14 protein-coding genes and 2 tRNA genes are annotated in these 16941 nt (G+C 40.7%); 8 read left to right on the plus strand and 8 right to left on the minus strand.

Going from position 1 to position 16941, the window contains the following annotated elements; genetic code table 11:
* Window positions 1-16: 16 nt before the first annotated feature.
* Window positions 17-3103, minus strand: a complete 3087-nt coding sequence (locus OLM34_RS02225) for a SusC/RagA family TonB-linked outer membrane protein (RefSeq protein ID WP_264404937.1) — start codon at window positions 3101-3103, stop codon at window positions 17-19.
* A gap of 854 nt (window positions 3104-3957) precedes the next feature.
* Between OLM34_RS02225 and OLM34_RS02230 the strand changes: the two genes are divergently transcribed.
* Window positions 3958-4716, plus strand: coding sequence for an SDR family NAD(P)-dependent oxidoreductase (locus OLM34_RS02230; protein ID WP_264404938.1), 759 nt, complete (start codon window positions 3958-3960; stop codon window positions 4714-4716).
* Window positions 4717-4857: 141 nt separating this feature from the next.
* Here the strand turns inward: OLM34_RS02230 and OLM34_RS02235 are convergent, their stop codons facing one another.
* From OLM34_RS02235 to OLM34_RS02255, 5 genes are all read right to left on the minus strand, one after another.
* Window positions 4858-5196, minus strand: coding sequence for a PorT family protein (locus OLM34_RS02235; RefSeq protein ID WP_264404939.1), 339 nt, complete (start codon window positions 5194-5196; stop codon window positions 4858-4860).
* 15 nt (window positions 5197-5211) lie between these two features.
* Window positions 5212-6435 (minus strand): M16 family metallopeptidase, encoded by a 1224-nt coding sequence (locus OLM34_RS02240; protein WP_264404941.1) that lies wholly within the window; start codon window positions 6433-6435, stop codon window positions 5212-5214.
* An 84-nt stretch (window positions 6436-6519) separates the two neighbouring features.
* Window positions 6520-7476: an NAD(P)-dependent oxidoreductase gene (locus OLM34_RS02245; protein ID WP_264404942.1), complete on the minus strand. Its 957-nt coding sequence runs from the start codon at window positions 7474-7476 to the stop codon at window positions 6520-6522.
* A gap of 120 nt (window positions 7477-7596) precedes the next feature.
* Window positions 7597-7670: transfer RNA gene (locus OLM34_RS02250), tRNA-Asn, on the minus strand.
* A 35-nt stretch (window positions 7671-7705) separates the two neighbouring features.
* A tRNA-Asn gene (locus tag OLM34_RS02255) sits at window positions 7706-7779 on the minus strand.
* 180 nt (window positions 7780-7959) lie between these two features.
* Here OLM34_RS02255 and OLM34_RS02260 point away from each other — a divergent pair.
* The 7 genes from OLM34_RS02260 (at window position 7960) to OLM34_RS02290 (ending at window position 13218) form a co-directional block, all read left to right on the plus strand.
* Window positions 7960-8517 (plus strand): IS1096 element passenger TnpR family protein, encoded by a 558-nt coding sequence (locus OLM34_RS02260; protein ID WP_264404943.1) that lies wholly within the window; start codon window positions 7960-7962, stop codon window positions 8515-8517.
* The gene (gene miaA, locus OLM34_RS02265; protein ID WP_264404944.1) at window positions 8518-9426 is read left to right on the plus strand and encodes a tRNA (adenosine(37)-N6)-dimethylallyltransferase MiaA; all 909 of its coding nucleotides are present in this window, start codon (window positions 8518-8520) and stop codon (window positions 9424-9426) included.
* A 56-nt stretch (window positions 9427-9482) separates the two neighbouring features.
* On the plus strand, window positions 9483-10952 hold the full coding sequence (gene rpoN, locus OLM34_RS02270) for an RNA polymerase factor sigma-54 (protein ID WP_264404945.1): 1470 nt from the start codon (window positions 9483-9485) through the stop codon (window positions 10950-10952).
* Between the two features lie 34 nt (window positions 10953-10986).
* Complete coding sequence (locus tag OLM34_RS02275) at window positions 10987-11598, plus strand: hypothetical protein (protein ID WP_264404947.1); 612 nt, start codon at window positions 10987-10989, stop codon at window positions 11596-11598.
* Window positions 11599-11689: 91 nt separating this feature from the next.
* Window positions 11690-12070 (plus strand): glycine cleavage system protein GcvH, encoded by a 381-nt coding sequence (gene gcvH / locus OLM34_RS02280; RefSeq protein WP_264404949.1) that lies wholly within the window; start codon window positions 11690-11692, stop codon window positions 12068-12070.
* A gap of 16 nt (window positions 12071-12086) precedes the next feature.
* Window positions 12087-12593, plus strand: a complete 507-nt coding sequence (gene purE, locus OLM34_RS02285) for a 5-(carboxyamino)imidazole ribonucleotide mutase (RefSeq protein ID WP_264404950.1) — start codon at window positions 12087-12089, stop codon at window positions 12591-12593.
* 19 nt (window positions 12594-12612) lie between these two features.
* Complete coding sequence (locus OLM34_RS02290) at window positions 12613-13218, plus strand: SIS domain-containing protein (RefSeq protein ID WP_264404952.1); 606 nt, start codon at window positions 12613-12615, stop codon at window positions 13216-13218.
* Window positions 13219-13320: 102 nt separating this feature from the next.
* Here OLM34_RS02290 and yidC read toward each other — a convergent pair whose 3' ends face one another.
* Together yidC and OLM34_RS02300 are read right to left on the minus strand one after the other, a co-directional pair.
* The gene (gene yidC / locus OLM34_RS02295; protein WP_264404954.1) at window positions 13321-15264 is read right to left on the minus strand and encodes a membrane protein insertase YidC; all 1944 of its coding nucleotides are present in this window, start codon (window positions 15262-15264) and stop codon (window positions 13321-13323) included.
* 19 nt (window positions 15265-15283) lie between these two features.
* Complete coding sequence (locus OLM34_RS02300) at window positions 15284-16927, minus strand: CTP synthase (protein ID WP_264404955.1); 1644 nt, start codon at window positions 16925-16927, stop codon at window positions 15284-15286.
* Window positions 16928-16941 lie beyond the last annotated feature (14 nt).

Here is a 16941-nt window from a genome sequence, read left to right on the forward strand (position 1 = left end):
TCATTATATTATTAAATCAATTAAAAGTAAGACTAAAACCAAAAGATATCCCACGAGGACTTGGCAAAGACCACACATCATAACCTTCCCCTCCGGTACCACCTGCAGCAGCAGAAACAGTATTACCCACTGCATCAATTCCGGAATAATTAGTCCACGTAAACAAATCATTCCCACAAATATAAACATCCGCAGAAGAAATTATTTTTGTCTTATTTAATACCTGTGTCGGAACTCGATAACTTAATCTCATTTCCTGTAAACGTAAATAATTAACGTCTTTTTCCAACCAATCCTCATCCCCTCCTTCATAAATTGAAGTCCCATATGTGCTGTAATCAACAGCAATAGTATTAATTGTAGGATTTGCCGTATTTTCATTCCCATCTTTTAATACACCATTAAATATTACCGGCTTACTTTCACGTAATTTTACGGATTCCCAGCTCGTACCTCTTGTCATCATTGATCTTTTGGTTCCATTTACCACAGTAGCTTTATATCGTCCTGCAAACATTGCGGAAAGACGAAAATCCTTATAATTCAGGCTTGTGGTAATACCAAATCTAAATTTTGGCTCCCTATCACCAATGACACTCCATTTCGGACTAATAATAGGTAAACCAGTGGTGGGGTTTATTAATATTTGTCCTGCCTCATTACGTTCATAGGCTCGTCCTGTTAATGTCGTTATAGGATAACCTACCATAATACCATTTCGAATATTTCCCGAATTCCAAGTATAAGGATTATAATACTCTGTTACATTTTCAGGTAAATAAACAACCTCCGAATTTACATGTGAAAGATTAAAACCAACATTCCATCGCAATCCATTTGCACCACGTAATATATCCCCATCAATGTGTCCTTCCCATCCCCATGTATCAAAAGTACCCACATTCATGTTATTTAATACGAAACCTGTAGCATAGCTTAATCTAAATCCTTTAACAATCTGATCAGAACAACGGGTATTAAAATAAGTAAAATCCGCAGATATTCGATCTTTCAAAAAACGACCTTCAAAACCAATCTCATGTGAGGTTGTCATTTCAGGTTTTAATTTTCTGTTAGGTCCTGTAAAACCATATTTGAATCCTCCTCCTGTTAAATAAGTAGGCTCTAATTCCGGATCAATTTCCAAAGGACCGGCATCTTTACCTACTTTAGCTACCGACCCTCTTATTTTTAAATAATTAAGATATTCATTATTTTTTAAAAAAGGCAAATCTGTTAAAATAAATGAACCTTCAATTGCAGGGTAAAAATACGAATTATTTGCTTTAGGCAACGTTGATGACCAATCATTTCGTCCTCTAAAGGTCAAGAAAGCCATATTGTTAAAACCAAACTCAAATTGTCCTGAAATAGCCTGAATCCTTCTTTTTGTATTTCGTTGTGACGAAATAATAGTAGAAGGCTCGGTATTATTTATTGATTGAAAATCCGGAATTATATATTTAGATCCACTTGTTACTAATCTTGTAACACCATTTTCAAGTTGATGATATCCGACTTGGGTAGCAAAACTTAATTTGTCACCTAGAAAATTCGTATTATATCCTGCAATAACATTTAAGGTGGGATCCGAAAAATTTGAATGTGTCAAATAATATTCGCCATTCCCAGCATTTCTGGCAGCATAATAGGGATGCATTGATGTTTCAAAAATTTGCATACCTACATCCCAGCCAATCTGTCCCCGAACAAAGGCATTCTTAAAAGGAGTCACAGTAATTGCAATATTGGATAGAAATCTATCTGATTTATCGTAATATTTGTTTTTATATAAACCAAACAATGGATTCAACAGATCCTGATCAATATAATAATTAGGGTAACGCATATGTGAACCATCGGCATCTAAATACTCTGACATATCATCAACCAATGGCCACAACATTGACCTATAGAGAGGACCATCCGTTCCCATCAAAGCTTTTGAATTACCTGTGTTTGTATATTGCATTGAGCCTTCAAATTTTAACCAATTGGTTATTTCAGCTTGTCCTGACAAAGTCAAATTGATACGAGAGTAAGATGTAGTTTTAATCACACCTGATTGGTCTAAAATTGAAGCAGCAACTCTTATAGTGGCTTTCTCTGTTCCACCGTCAACCGAAATATTGTGACGATTTGAAAAACCAGTTTGCATTACGGCTCTTAAATTATCATATAGTTTCATCCCTTCAGGATACAAGCCGCCAAATCTACTTGTATAATAATAGTTTGTCGTCCCATAAGCTCCATTTGCATATTTTGTCTGCATCTCAGGAAATCCGTAAGAATTATCCCACCGAAAAGAATTGCTATAAGTGACCCTACCTCTCCCTGCGCGTCCTTTTTTAGTAGTAATAATTATTGCACCATTAGAAGCATCTGATCCATAAAGGGCAGCTGCGGCAGCACCTTTCAGAACCGTCATCGATTCTATATCTTCAGGATTGAAATCATTTCCTCTTGATGCAAAATCTAAATTTCTTACCGAATAAGTTTCTGTTGGACCTATCCATAAGTCAATAGGATCAAATGTCGAGTTATTCATTGGAACCCCATCCACAACGTATAACGGCTGATTGTTCCCAGATATAGATGTAACATTTCGCAACACAACAGTTGTAGACGAACCGGGAGCGCCACCCGTAGAAATCACATTCATACCAGACACACGACCCTGTAAAGCTGTAATAAAATTATCTCTGCCCGATTCAATAATATCGGATGCCTTTACATTCTGAACTGATGATCCTACAGCTCTCGAAACACGTTTCATACCAAATTCAGCAGTAATTTCGACTTCACCAAGCATAGTTGCATCTTCAAACATTATGATCTTCAATTGAGGCTTTACGGGTACTTCCTGTGTTCTCATGCCCACATAAGATACAACCAATGTTTTTCCATCGTCAGGTACATTCAACGTGAAATTTCCGTCGACATCCGTCACGGTTCCTACAGTTGTACCTTTAACCAAAATAGAAGCCCCAATGACGGGTTCTCCATTCTCGTCAACCACGCTACCCGTAATTCGGATTTGTGAAAATGCTACTCCTATACTTAAACAGAACAGGAATAACAAAAAATTGATTTTTCTTTTCATACTTGCATGTTTTTTTGTTAATCATTGAAATTCAATTACTTTGTACACTGTCATCACCAAAAAGATTAATAAACTCTGTAAGTTGTTTCATATTTTTTATAATTTGAACACCACAAATATATAAATATTTTTCAAACTTTTTGCAAAACAGAATAAATTTAACATTACGTAGAATCAACCAGCAAGTGCGAATTCACCCAAACTTCATTTTGGAAAAAAATACGTTCCGATTTAGCGCCGAGTTTTCGATTTAGCCCTGTAATATGCAACATACAGATGGCTGTTTTTGGATATTGGGGTATTGACTTAACAACGGTTATGTCCGTTTCAACAAATACGACGGCATACGGGAACAATTTTCGGTGTTTGGTTTAACACAGTTTTTATTCGATAGATGGGTTTTGCCGACTTTTTATCGCTTCTTCTTCGCTCTTCCTTCGCTCCTTGTTCGCTCTAAGGCAGGGAAAACAACATCGGATTCCGCGAAACCTGTGTAAAACGAACCTATCTCTTTGCCGCATGTGGAGCGGGATACAGCGGCGAAGTCGGAGTGGACTTTATGCAAAGATGATACAAGCCTGATGCAAGCATGGAGCGAGGAAGGTGCGGACTTGGTACGGCGAAGGTGCGGAGATAGGACAACACAAAAATCATTAAAGAAATATTTCCTTAAATATATCTAAATAGGTTTTTATATCCATTTATTTTTTTATATTTGTAAAACAGAATAATTTGGAAACAACCTTAGATAGTTTAAGCATGCATATTTTCTACTTGAATTTGACCCTTTAAATGTTGTGATTTTATTAATCGATGAAAATTATTTTTATTTGACCCTTTAAAACGAAAAAATTATGAACCAATACGATTTAAAAGACAAGGTAGCTATTATAACCGGTGCTCGCAGAGGCATTGGTGAAGGAATAGCTTTGATGTTTGCTGCAAATGGTGCAAAAGTAGTTGTAACAGACATAGATGAAAAAGATTGCCAAAGAGTGGTTGACAAAATCGCTAAAGAAGGAGGAAAAGGGCTTGCATTAGAACTCGATGTAACAAACGAAAAAAATATTCAGAAAGTCGTAAAAAGAGTAGTGAGTGAATACGGAAGAATAGATATTCTAGTTAACAATGCAGGCATCTTTATACAAGAAGAATTAGACAAAATGGAAGTGAGTACCATCGACAAAATGCTCAATGTAAACTTGAGAGGTGTGCTCTTATGTACAAAATACGTTATTCCGGAGATGAAACAACAAAACTATGGAAAAATTATCAATATTGCCAGTATAGCAGGCTTTGTCAGTTTTGACTTATCCGGTGTATATTGCGCCACTAAAGGCGCCATCGTTAACCTGACGAGAGAATTAGCTATGGAGCTTAGTAAATACAGGATCAATGTAAATGCAGTTGCTCCGGGTGTTATCGAGACTCCTATGACGGAGAATTTAAGATCAGATAAGGGAATTGCCGATGTCCTCCTGAGTAAAATACCATACGGCAGATACGGCATTCCTAAAGATATAGCGAATGCAGCGGCTTTTCTGGTAAGTGACGATAGTGATTACATAACCGGACAAACAGTTGTAGTAGATGGCGGATGGACAATATATTAGAAATAAAGGCCGAATCAAGTAGAAAATATAGCAGCAAAGAGAGAGAAAATGAAAAGGGGGTGTTGAACTTGTTTAATAACTTTTTGAACACCCCCTATATAGATTTTCAAAATGATTTAATGATGTGGCTTACAACTTACATCAATTGAACCGAAAGCCTGCAGAAAGATAAGCGTTCTGATTTTTTATACTCCCATCGTCAATATTGGAAATATCGAGCAATCCCATATCCCAACCAAGATCAAGAATGATAGGGCCGAATTCCGCACCTACCCCCAAACCTAAACCAGCATCAAACGATTTGTATTGGAGTATTCCCTCTCCAAAAACCTTATCGCTTTCCAATGTAACAGTTCCTGCAGTTACTTTCGACTTACCTCCTACTCCATAAGCCACATAAGGACCTGCATGAAAAACAATGCGTGTTCCCGGCGTAACATCCTGTTTGTAGGCAAAATGAACAGGAATTTGAAGATACATTAGAAAAAAGTGAGATTACACATAGCACAATTGGGACAGCATAGAAAGATCAAAAACCTCTGTCGCGACCTGCTGTAGCTGAACCGAGGTAACGGAATCGATTATTTTCAACGTTTCTTCAGGAGAACGATATTCATGATAATGCAAAAAATTTTTCGCCATATCCAACGCTACATTTTCGTGATTTTCGGCCGAAATCATCATTTGTCCTTTCAGCTGTTTTTTAGCAGTTGCCAATTGACCGGGTGTGAGCCGGGTTTCTTTTAATCGCTGCAATTCATTTTCGACCAACTGCACACAACGCTCCATATGGCGAGGATCACAAGCAAAATACAAGGCGAAAACTCCTGTATCGGTATAAAATGAGACACTCGATTCCACATTATATACTAAACCATTTTTTTCGCGAAGAGCCACATTAAGCCGACTGTTCATACCATTGCCTCCCAAAATATTGTTCAAAAGATATAAAGCATATCTATCGGGATGATACATATCATACGTTTTTCGCCCCATCATCACGTGTGCCTGCATGATCCCTTTGGCAACCCTCTCTTTTCGTATTGAACTATCGGTTGGGATTTCTCTCTTTTTGGACAAAATCCCGTTTGCCGGAATACCGGCCAGATGCTTCTCTACCTGTTTGACCACTTTAGAAAAAGGTGACTTGCCAAAGGAAAAAAACACCATTAACGCCGGATTATATTGCCGCTCCACAAAATTTTTTAAGCGTTGTGTATCGAATGTTTTCAACGATTGAGGATTTCCAAGGATATAATGTCCCAAATCGTGCCCCGAAAACAAAAGATTTTCAAAATCATCATAAATCAAATCCGCAGGAGTATCGAGGTAAGAATTGATCTCATCCAAAACAACTCCCTGCTCCCGCTCAATCTGTATCTGATCAAACGTCGAATGAAAAACCATATCGCTCAACAGATCAACAGCACGAGGCAAATATTCTTCGGGAAAAATGGAATAAACAAAGGTTTCTTCTTTGGTCGTGTAAGCATTTATCTCCCCTCCCACATTCTCCATCCGATTGGCAATATGTAAAGATTTTCTCCGTTTCGTTCCTTTAAACAGCATATGTTCCACAAAATGCGCCATCCCCTCTTCGTCCGGCATTTCATCACGCGTTCCGGTATTCACGGCAAATCCACAATACGATATTTCCGAAAGATACGGATAATGTATAATGCGCAAGCCATTGTCCAACATATGGGTTTGATATTTCATAAATTATCCTTTTCTCTTCTTTTGCAGGTAATTATTTCTTTGTTGAAGCGAATAATCTTTTAATAGCATTATTTCTCGTTGTTATCAATTGACCCGTGAAACGGGATAAGTCCCTTCATAAAATCCGATGATATTCCGCACCATTTCAACAGCCATATTATGCCGATATTCCAATGTTTTGGAAGCAGCATGAGGCGTAAGAACCACATTATCCAATTCCGACAGTTCGGGCAGCACATGCGGCTCGTTTTCGAAAACGTCAATCCCTGCTCCCCATATTTTCCCTTCTTTCAGCGCTTCAGCCAACGCTTTCTCGTCCACCATGTTTCCACGTGCCGTATTGATAAACACCGCCGTCGGTTTCATCATGTTTAGCTCCCTCTCGCCAATCAGGTGAATCGTTTCGGGTGTAGACGGGGCGTTAAGCGAAACAAAATCAGCCTCCTTCAGCAATGTTTCGAGCGAAACGTACGCAGCATCATATAATTTTTCGATAGCTTCATCGAGACGATGGCGGTTATGGTAAATGATTTTCATACCCGAAGCCACCGCTCTTCGCGCCAAAGCCTGTCCGATACGTCCCATGCCGATAATCCCGAGGGTTTTGCCGAAGACAGGCAGCCCCGCTTCGCCATACATACCCCAGCTCACCCCTTCGGGGGTACGAATTTTACGGTCGTAATAGGCTATACGTCTTGCTGTTGCCAACAACAATCCGAAAGCAAATTCGGCAGTAGGTTCTGTCACGCTGTGGGGAATATTGGTTACCACAATCCCTTTCTTTGTGGCATAATCCACATCGATATTGTTGTATCCCACCCCATAATTGGCTATAAGCTCCAACTTTGTTCCCTTGTCCATAATCTCTTTGTCGGTGTAAAAGTTGAAAGCAGGAATAAACACTTCAACGTCAGAAATTAGTTCCAACACTTCTTCTTTAGAAAAATGCGACTTTTCTTTAGGGAGCACGATTTCGTATCTCCCTTCCAATTCCTTTAACCCTTCGGGTCTTAAACGATATGCAGATAAAATTCTTTTCATTGTAGATTTTAAAATTAGGAATGCATGAAAAAATCAGCCATTACACAGCTATTAAAACGAGACAATTACAAAAAGGTTTATAAAAACAAAGAGGACGCCTTTACGTGACATCCTCTTTCGCTCTTCAGGTTGGACTTGAACCAACGACCCTCTGATTAACAGTCAGATGCTCTAACCGACTGAGCTACTGAAGAATCTAATTATTTAGATAGTAAAAACCATGTTCCCGCTCTTCAGGTTGGACTTGAACCAACGACCCTCTGATTAACAGTCAGATGCTCTAACCGACTGAGCTACTGAAGAATTTTTTCCCTTTCTGAAAAGGCATGGCAAAAGTAATATATTTCTAGGAATAATACAACATCTCACGATAAAAAAGTTAAGCCAATGCAAATATCATATTTTATGAAAAAAGGACGCTATTATTTCCAAACTTTTTTCTTACCTTTGAATGACAAACAACCATAATAAAATTTAAATATTGTGATATTCAGATTTTTAATTTTATCCGATGAAGTTGAGAACTTCAAAAGAGAGATCAAAATAGACGCCGATGCCACATTTTACGATCTATACAAAGCCATTATCGACAGTACAGGATACAGTGACAAAGAAATGGCTTCGTTTGTACTTTGCGATGATGATTGGCGAAAAGAAATGGAAATTACGCTGGTAAAAATGGACACATCGTCCGACGAAGATTCGTACTCGATGGAAGAATGTGTCTTGAGCGATTATCTGGAAGATGAAAAACAAAAACTGATGTTCGTCTTCGACTATTTTTCGGAGAGAGCACTGTATATGGAATTATCGGAAATCATCCCGGGGAAAAATTTAAAACAACCCCTCTGCACCCTTTCCGAAGGTGAAGCGCCACCTCAGGTACTGAATCTCGAAGAGATGAAAGCCGGTGATATATCCATCGATATGGATGAATCGTTCTATGGCGATGAAAGTTTCGACATCGATGAACTCGATCGCGAAGGGTTTGAAGGACTTGACGATTTTCCAACCGAAACAAGCGAGGACGATTTGTATTAAATGAATACGTTGCTTGTCTTGCTCGGCCCGACCGGTGTCGGGAAAACGGAATGGAGCATCCGCATTGCCGAAAAGCTGAACAGTCCTATCTTGTCGGCCGACTCACGCCAATTATACACAGGAATGCCTATCGGTACAGCTGCGCCAACGTCCGATCAATTGAGCCGGGTAAAACACTATTTTGTAGGTATCCTCTCACCTGATGAATACTACAGTGCCAGCCGATACGAAGAAGAAGTCATCCCTCTCATACAAAAACTCCATAAAGAACACCCGGTTGTCGTAATGACGGGTGGATCGATGTTATACATCGATGCCGTATGCCGGGGCATCGACGAAATTCCCACCATAGACGAAGATTTACGAAAAGAGATTCAGCAACTGTATCGGAAAGAAGGGCTCGACCCCATTCGCCAACAATTGAAGCTGTTCGATCCCGTTTTTTATCATCAGGTCGATCTCAAAAACCCAAAGCGGGTAATCCATGCACTGGAAATTTGCTTGATGACAGGAAAGCCTTATTCTTCTTTGCGCACAAATTGTTGCAAAAAACGACCATTCCACATCGTAAAAATCGGCTTCACACGCGAACGCCAACAGTTATACCATCGGATCGACGCACGCGTCGACAATATGATCAGCAACGGCCTCATCGAAGAGGCACAACGTCTTTACCCTCTCCGCCACCTCAATTCATTAAATACGGTAGGTTATAAAGAACTTTTCGATTACTTCGACGGCAATTGCGATTTAAACACAGCCATCGATAAAATAAAGCAACACTCACGCAACTATGCACGCAAGCAACTCAGTTGGTTTAAAAGGGACAAAGAAATACACTGGATTAATCTTTCGGACGAAAAAACAGACGTAATGGCAGAGATAATGCATCAACTTTCGCAACTTTAGTTCAAAAATCGTTATCTTTGTTTTCCGATTAACATTATAAATAATCTACATAATAAATGGCTCTCAAACAGGAACAACAACTTAAACAGGTCCAAAAACTTTCCCCTCTGCAAATGCAGGTAATTAAACTGGTGGAACTAAACTCTGTTGAATTGGAAGACCGAATCAAGCAGGAAGTGGAAGATAATCCGGCATTGGAAACGGTTGACCCTGCCGAGACGCACGCCGACGACGAATACGACATTCAAGATGACAATAGAGATAAAGAAGAAGAGAGCCCGCTTTCGCAAGAAGAGATGGCATTGGGAGATTATTTTTCGGAAGACGATATACCCGATTATCAACTGAATTATTCATCATACAACGAATCGCGACAGAGAGAATCTGTCTATTCCGATGAAAAAACGCTCAACGAATCTCTCCTGGAGCAAATCAGCCTCCTTCATCTTAACGAACGGCAAAAAACCATAGCCGAATACATCATCGGCAATCTCGATGAGAACGGATACCTGCAACGCGACCTGAAATCCATTTCCAACGATTTGCTCCTTCAACAACATATCGATGCCTCATCGCTCGAAATGGAAGACATCTTATATGAGATACAAGATCTCGATCCGGCAGGAGTGGGCGCGCGCGATTTGCAGGAATGCTTGTTGCTGCAACTGCAACGCAAAAAACATTCGCCCGAAGTAAAAATTGCCGAGGAGATTCTGACCAACTATTTCGAAGAGTTTTCGCACAAACACTACGAAAAAATCCTGCGTCAGCTCAACATTTCCGAAGAAGAACTGCGCAAAGCCATCGACGAAATTGTATCACTGAATCCTAAGCCGGGAAACTCATGGACCAATTCGCTGGAAATCGCCATGAGCAATATCACCCCCGACTTTATTGTGGAATCTGACAACGGCGAAGTAATCATGTATCTCAACAACCAAAATATTCCCGACCTGAAAGTAAACCGCGATTTTTACGAAATGGTACAAGGATATAATCAAAACAAAGAAAGCATGTCGAACCAAGACAAACAGGCCATGCTGTTCATGAAGCAGAAAATGGATTCGGCCAAATGGTTTATCGATGCCGTCAAACAACGTCAAAACACCTTGCAACGAACCATGGAAGCCATCGTAGGCATCCAGTACGACTTCTTTCTCACCGGCGATGAAACCAAACTCAAACCGATGATTTTGAAAGACGTGGCCGAAAAAACCGGATTCGACATCTCTACTATTTCGCGTGTGAGCAACAGCAAATACGTACAAACCAATACCGGTATTTATCCCCTCAAATTTTTCTTTTCCGAAGCTATGCAAAACGAAGCAGGAGAAGATGTGTCGTCACACGAAATCAAATATATCCTGAAAGAAAGCATAGAAAACGAAAATCCGTCTAAACCCTTAACCGACGATCAACTCACGCAGATACTCAACCAAAAAGGATACATGATTGCCCGCCGTACCGTGGCCAAATATCGCGAACAAATGAATATTCCTGTTGCACGTTTAAGGAAAAAAATTTAGTCTCATTTTTTAACTCATAACAAAAAACTATCCGATGAAATCATTGGCAAAACTTATATCCATAGTTTTTCAACCCCTATTAATGCCGGTCTACAACGTTTTGTTGTTATTTATTTATACTGATCAATTTCGCATGACCTATGCCGGTCATTTCGTCGAAATTCTTCTACCCGTCTTCGTATTCGCGTTTGCCGTCCCATCTCTTATTATTTTGGTGATGTATCGCCTGCATCTCATTTCCAATTTATCGCTCGACATTCGCCACGAACGGTTTATTCCTTATATTTTTACCTTAATTTCTTATGGGTTTATGATTTATTTCTACCATAAAATGGGCATGCCTTTTTGGTTTATCATGCTCAATGTATCATCGCTCATCGTAATGGCACTTGCCATTGTTGTTACCCTATGGTGGAAAATCAGCGCCCACATGTTCGGCGTAGGAGGATTGATGGGTGGTGTAGTGGCTGTCAGCTATTTTGTGGAACACATCAATCCTCATTACCTCATTATGGCATTGTTGCTGATTTCAGGGTTGGTGGGATCATCGCGATTGCTCTTAAAAAAACATACACCCGCTCAGGTATATACCGGATTTTTGCTCGGTTTTATGGTTACGTTTATCTGTGTATGGATTGGAGCATAAAACCCGGGAGCAGTCATTAAAAGTATTTTGTCGATAACGAAATAAGCACTATTTTTACACCACATTTTAAAAACCTTTAAAAATAGAACATATGAATTTTCCTGAAAATGTAAAATACTCTCAAGATCACGAATGGATCAGAGTAGAAGGCCAAGAAGCTTATATAGGCATCACCGATTTTGCACAAAACGAATTGGGCGAAATTGTGTATGTCGATATACCCACCGTAGGCGATACCCTCGAAAGCGGAGAAATATTCGGCAGCATCGAAGCCGTAAAAACCGTATCCGATCTTTTGATGCCTGTATCGGGGAAAGTACAGGAAATGAATGCCGACCTGGACGATGCACCCGAATTGGTGAACAAAGATCCTTACGGCAAGGGATGGATTATCAAAATCTCCATTCAAAAACCCGAAGAGCTCGACAACCTTTTGTCAGCCGAACAATACAAAAGCTTCATCGGCAAATAATAAACATATCAAAAATATGAAACCGGTAGTAAGTATCATCATGGGCAGTACATCCGATCTGCCTATCATGGAAAAAGCCGCCAAATTTTTCGACGAAATGGAGATTCCGTTCGAAATTAATGCCTTGTCGGCACACCGCACTCCTGAAGCTGTAGAGCAATTTGCCAAAAATGCACGAGATCGCGGCATAAAAGTGATCATTGCTGCAGCCGGAATGGCAGCCCATCTGCCCGGAGTAATCGCTTCGATGACTCCCCTTCCGGTCATCGGAGTACCCATCAATTCGTCGCTCGAAGGAATAGATGCCCTGCTTGCCATCGTACAAATGCCTCCGGGAATTCCTGTGGCAACAGTCGGCATAAATGGAGCTTTGAATGCAGCAATCCTTGCTTTGCAAATCATTTCCACAAACGATGAACAGCTGCAGCAAAAACTCGTCAGCTACAAAGAAGGATTGAAAAACAAAATTACCAAAGCAAACGAAGAACTGGCTGCCGTTAAATATAAATTCAAAACCAACTAATCTCATAGCAACGTCAATTATGGATCTCGAGGAAATACAATCAATTATCAACCGCGAAGCCAATGCTATTTTGAATATTCCCGTCACCGAACAATACAACAAGGCCGTAGATTTAATCATTGAACAGGTACACACAAAAAAAGGCAAACTCGTTATTAGCGGCATGGGAAAAGCCGGCCAAATCGGTCAGAATATAGCCACCACCTTTTGTTCTACCGGCACGCCGGCTATTTTTTTGCATCCCAGTGAAGCCCAGCACGGCGATCTTGGCATTCTTCAGGATAACGACCTGCTTCTTTTGATTACCAATTCGGGTAAAACCCGCGAGATTATCGAACTCATCGATCTTGCCCGTGGCATGTATGCCGATATCCCCATTATCGTAATCACCGGCAACAAAGACAGTGTACTGGCCAAAGAAGCCAATGTTCTTCTTCTTACAGGAAGCCCGGCAGAAGTATGTCCGCTGGAACTTACTCCTACCACTTCTACAACCGTCATGACGGTAATGGGAGACATTCTGGTGGTTGAAACCATGAAACGAATCGGTTTCACGGCAAACGAATATGCCAAACGTCATCACGGCGGATATCTGGGCGATGTGTCAAGAGAAAAAAGCAAATAAGCTGCATACTTCGTTTGTTATAGCGGTTTACGCTTGAGAATGAAAAACCCGAAAACAGTGCGTTTTCGGGTTTTTCATTCTTATCGTATTATTCCCGGTTTATTATCTGCGCCGGTAATTCCTTTTAGCATTTTCTTTAGCCCTTTCTCTGGCCTGTTTTTCCTGCATTTTTTGTGCTTCTTCCAATCGAGCCATAAATCCCGATTTTTTCACCGGTTTCTTTTTATTTTCCTGCAATTGAGCCAACAGTTTCTCTTCGTTCACAAACTGTTTGAACATAAAGGTACTAACGATAGTAATCAATGTGGAAAGGAAATAATAGTAGTTCAAACCTGCGGGGTAAGAATTCAGGAAAAAGAACATGAAAAGAGACATAAATACAGGCATATACTTCATCGCTTTCATCTGTTGCTGCCCTGTATCCGTCAGGTTCATGTTGTAAAGTCCGTAAATCACGTTCACGGTGGTCATCAACAAACAGAACAGGCTGATGTGATTTCCCATAAACCGTGTGATAAACGGAATATTGGCACTCCACGAAATAATGGAATCGTAGGTCGAGAGATCATCAGCCCACAAAAATCCTTGCTGACGCAATTCGATAGCCGACGGAAAGAAAAAGAACAAAGCCAATAGAACAGGCATCTGCAACAACATGGGCAGACATCCGCTCATGGGATTCACCCCTGCTCTTCGGTACAAATCCATTGTTGCTTGCTGGCGCTTCATCATTTGCTCCTGATCCTTTCCTGGATATTTTTTTTCGATCTCCATGATTTCCGGTTTCAACACCCGCATCTTTGCAGACGACCTATAGGAATGGAAAGTAAGAGGCAAAATGATCAACTTAACCATCAATGTGAGAATAAAAATGATCAATCCCATATTCCAATTGAGCGAAAGAAAAAAATTGAACACAGGTATTACCAACCCCTTATTTACCCAGTTCAGCCAACGGTAACCCAATTCTACCAATTCCTGCAGATACAATTTGTCTTCCGGATTTTCCACCCCCTTGTCATAAGCTTTCAGTGTGGTATAATGTACAGGGCCAAAATAATACCTGAATCCTGTAGCGTACTCGTTTTTTTCGTGATCAGCCACAATAGGCACCCATGCATCGGCTTTATAATCTTTCAAATAGTTCTCCGAAACAAGAGGTGTAGATGAAAGAATTACACTTTCAAAAGGTTTATCGGGGATAATCACCGAAGTAAAAAACTGATCTTTAAAAGCAAACCATTGAATGGGTTCGGTAATTTCTTTTGTTTCCTTTCGGCTCTCACTCATTTTTTTTGTACCCTGATTATGATACCGGTAATAAATTCGCGAATAGCGTTTCTCAAAGGCGTCTCCCTTTTCCTGACGACGCAGCTTCTGCGACCAGTTAATTTTAAAATTTGTCAGACTCTCGGGATGAAGTCCGTTGTTCATTCCCACGAGTCGGATGTCGAATTTCATCATATACTCGTTCTTGGGCAAGGTGTACACAAAATCGAGATATTGGCTGTCGGAATTCTTCAAGCGCATTGTTACCGTACGGCCATCGTCTGAAACTATCGGCACAAAGGTTTGTTCTGCACTCGACAGTTTCACGCTTTTGCGATTATACAAATCGAGATTAAACTGTCCTTCGTCTCCTTCAAAGAGATAAAGGCTGTCTTTATTGTAACGCAAATATCCTTTTAACTGCACCGAGTAAATGCCACCACCTTTGGTGTCGAGCAAAAGTTTCACCTTCTCGTTTTCGAGAGCTACCAATTTTCTTTCAGACTGTGTGGGGGATACCAACGAGTCGCTTTCTGTTATTGCTGAAGGAGAATCGAAAAAATCGGCTACTTCATTCTTTGCCTGACTGATCGGCGCCACACTGTCGGCAACTTGCTTTTCTCCTGCCACTTTTGCTTTCTCGGTCTCCACCATCACCAACGAATCGCGAATCCTTCGCTCTTCAGCCAGTTTTTCTTGGCTTGGACGATTATAAATTGAAAACGCAATAATAATAGCACCGATCAGCAACAGGCCTATTGTTGTATTTTTATCCATTCTTATTCTTTATACCAAATTACTTTTTTTTATGTTGAACTTTTATTTCTTTATGTTCTTCGCTCATTTTGATGGCAGCATCCATGAAACTCATAAACAAGGGATTGGGCGAAACCACCGTACTATTGTATTCGGGATGATACTGGGTGCCCAAATACCATCGTTTCGAAGGCATTTCAACCACCTCCACCAAATCCGAATCGGGATTTATCCCTGTACACAGCATCCCTGCTGCTTCAAATTCTTCTCTATATTTATTATTAAACTCATAGCGATGGCGATGTCTTTCCTGTATGAGCTCTTTTCCGTAAGCCTTGTAGGCAAGAGACCCTTTTTTCAGCACACAATCATAAGCACCCAAGCGCATCGTGGCGCCCATATTGGTAATATGTTTCTGCTCATCCATCAAATCGATGACATTGTGTTTGGTTTCAGGATCCATTTCGGTAGAATCGGCATCGGCATAGCCCAACACATTGCGGGCAAACTCGATAACCATGCACTGCATACCCAAGCAAATGCCGAAAGTGGGGATATCGTTTTCGCGAGCATATTTCAATACCGTCAACTTGCCGTCGACACCCCGCTGTCCGAATCCCGGAGCAACCACAATACCATCGGCATCCTTCAAAATATCGGCCATATTTTTTTCGTTTATTTTTTCGGAATGGCATATCTGCAAGACCAACCTGCGGTCGTGATAAATGGCGGCCTGAGAAAGAGCTTCTCTGATGGACTTGTACGCATCGGGCAATTCGGCATATTTTCCTATCAGTTTAATGCGAACTTCCTCGGTGGCATTTTTGCGTTTATCAAGAAAAGCAATCCACGCCTTCATGGCCGGTTTTTCTCCCACCGGCATATTCATTTTGCGTAACACCACCTCGTCCATTCCCTGGTCGCGCATCATAATGGGGACTTCGTAGATGGAAGAAACATCAACCGACTGTATTACAGCCTGCTTTTCGACATTGCAAAACAGAGCTACTTTATGCAGAATATCTTCGTCTAACTTTTGTTCGGTACGAAGAACCAGCATATCGGGTTGAATACCCAACGATTGCAGCTCTTTCACCGAGTGTTGAGTCGGTTTAGTTTTCACCTCTCCCGCTGCTTTCAGATAAGGCACATAGGTGAGATGCACGCAAAAACAATTTTTGCCCAACTCCCACCGCAACTGACGAACCGCTTCCAAAAACGGTGTGGACTCAATGTCACCCACTGTTCCGCCGATTTCGGTAATCACAAAATCGAATTTATGTTTAATGCCCAGCTGTTTGATGTTTCGTTTGATTTCGTCGGTAATATGGGGGATAACCTGTACCGTTTTACCCAAATAATCGCCGCGACGCTCTTTCATAATCACATTCTGATAAATACGTCCGGTGGTGATGATATTGTCGCGGGTGGTTTGAATATTGAGAAAACGTTCATAGTGTCCCAAATCCAAATCGGCTTCATGTCCATCCACCGTCACAAAACATTCGCCGTGTTCATACGGATTCAGCGTTCCCGAATCCACATTAATATAGGGATCGAATTTCTGAATGGTAACCTTGTAGCCTCTTTCTTGCAACAGTTTACCCATAGACGATGCTATAATACCCTTCCCCAACGAAGAAACTACACCGCCCGTAACGAAAATGTACTTTGTATCAGCCACGATAATTGAAGTGT

It is taken from the genome of Anaerorudis cellulosivorans (assembly GCF_025943985.1).
Classification (GTDB): domain Bacteria; phylum Bacteroidota; class Bacteroidia; order Bacteroidales; family Dysgonomonadaceae; genus Anaerorudis; species Anaerorudis cellulosivorans.

Excerpts from the sequence above, each read along its gene's own strand:
- OLM34_RS02290 (WP_264404952.1), top strand. The coding sequence starts at position 12,613 with ATGGATCTCGAGGAAATACAATCAATTATCAACCGCGAAGCCAATGCT.
- OLM34_RS02235 (WP_264404939.1), bottom strand. The coding sequence starts at position 5,196 with ATGTATCTTCAAATTCCTGTTCATTTTGCCTACAAACAGGATGTTACG.
- purE (WP_264404950.1), top strand. The coding sequence starts at position 12,087 with ATGAAACCGGTAGTAAGTATCATCATGGGCAGTACATCCGATCTGCCT.
- OLM34_RS02245 (WP_264404942.1), bottom strand. The coding sequence starts at position 7,476 with ATGAAAAGAATTTTATCTGCATATCGTTTAAGACCCGAAGGGTTAAAG.
- OLM34_RS02275 (WP_264404947.1), top strand. The coding sequence starts at position 10,987 with ATGAAATCATTGGCAAAACTTATATCCATAGTTTTTCAACCCCTATTA.
- OLM34_RS02225 (WP_264404937.1), bottom strand. The coding sequence starts at position 3,103 with ATGAAAAGAAAAATCAATTTTTTGTTATTCCTGTTCTGTTTAAGTATA.
- miaA (WP_264404944.1), top strand. The coding sequence starts at position 8,518 with ATGAATACGTTGCTTGTCTTGCTCGGCCCGACCGGTGTCGGGAAAACG.
- gcvH (WP_264404949.1), top strand. The coding sequence starts at position 11,690 with ATGAATTTTCCTGAAAATGTAAAATACTCTCAAGATCACGAATGGATC.
- yidC (WP_264404954.1), bottom strand. The coding sequence starts at position 15,264 with ATGGATAAAAATACAACAATAGGCCTGTTGCTGATCGGTGCTATTATT.
- OLM34_RS02230 (WP_264404938.1), top strand. The coding sequence starts at position 3,958 with ATGAACCAATACGATTTAAAAGACAAGGTAGCTATTATAACCGGTGCT.
- rpoN (WP_264404945.1), top strand. The coding sequence starts at position 9,483 with ATGGCTCTCAAACAGGAACAACAACTTAAACAGGTCCAAAAACTTTCC.
- OLM34_RS02240 (WP_264404941.1), bottom strand. The coding sequence starts at position 6,435 with ATGAAATATCAAACCCATATGTTGGACAATGGCTTGCGCATTATACAT.